This window comes from Wolbachia endosymbiont of Drosophila leontia (genome assembly GCF_028981785.1).
Lineage (GTDB): Bacteria > Pseudomonadota > Alphaproteobacteria > Rickettsiales > Anaplasmataceae > Wolbachia > Wolbachia pipientis.
In genome coordinates, this window is the sequence record NZ_JAPQLK010000068.1 from 1 (window position 1) to 1,062 (window position 1,062).

At 33.7% G+C, this 1,062-nt stretch carries 1 protein-coding gene; it reads right to left on the bottom strand.

Going from position 1 to position 1,062, the window contains the following annotated elements:
• Positions 1–221: 221 nt before the first annotated feature.
• The gene (locus tag OZD63_RS02205) at positions 222–725 is read right to left on the bottom strand and encodes a protein-disulfide reductase DsbD domain-containing protein (protein ID WP_044471194.1); all 504 of its coding nucleotides are present in this window, start codon (positions 723–725) and stop codon (positions 222–224) included.
• Between the last annotated feature and the right edge of the window lie 337 nt (positions 726–1,062).

Consider the following 1,062-nt stretch of genomic DNA (forward strand, 5'->3'; position numbering starts at 1 on the left):
ATTTTATAATGAATTTTGTCAGTAGCCACCAGATTTTTTCAGTTCCTATGCAACAAAGCCCACTGGGATCTAAATTTTTTTATTATAGATCCCAGTGTCAGCTACTTGGATGACGCCATTTTAGAGGAATTCCCTTATACCACAAGTTTGTACAGATGTGGGTTTGACCATAGCTAGATTCCAGCGTCACGCACTGGAATGACACCTACCCCATGAGAACTCTATTTTTCATACCACTCATTTATAAGTTTATTGATATCAGAATCTATAAAATCCTTTAATGGTTGCCTGATTTTTATCTCAACATTTTTAGGGATGCACCTATCTTTACATATCGCATAATTTATATGGAAGTTAAGGTCAATATACCCTTGATTTAAAAATATATTCATCTTAAAGGGAAATAATACCATATCCTCATATACGTTACTTACAAACGTCTCTCTCCCTACTTTATCTTTATGTTCCTTTGGAATAGGCCAGTGAATATTTATATCTGATGCATTACCTTTGTAACTAATAGACGTGGGAAGGCCAAAATCTCCAGGATCTTTATAATATATGTGCCAGCCTGGTTCTACTGTAACCTTTATTGCACCTTTAAGAGTGAAGCTTGCTTCATTTATCTCGCCAATAAGTAAATCAAATTTTGCAATTTCCTCGTCAGCATATAGTTGAGTGCAAGAAAAAAATAAAAACAATATTAAATATATATGTATTTTCATTAAGGTAAATTTCTCCTTTTATAGAGAAAGTGATTTAGATTTTAATTATTATATTTAATAGCATTATACAGATTATTTATTAACATAGCATTATGCTATAGCTAAACTGACTTACAACAATCTAAAAAACGACAAATTCGTCATTCCGCTACTTGTTAGCGGAATCTATGCCGCGAATGAATCCACAACTGTACGAACATTGTGATTTTGGCCCATAAGGAGGGTGTCATGCCAGTGCGTGACACTGGCATGGCTTTGTTGCATCACACTTTATGAGATGGTGATTTATGGTAAATTCATGTAACTATCTCAAATTTAGCCATACCAATATCAGTGT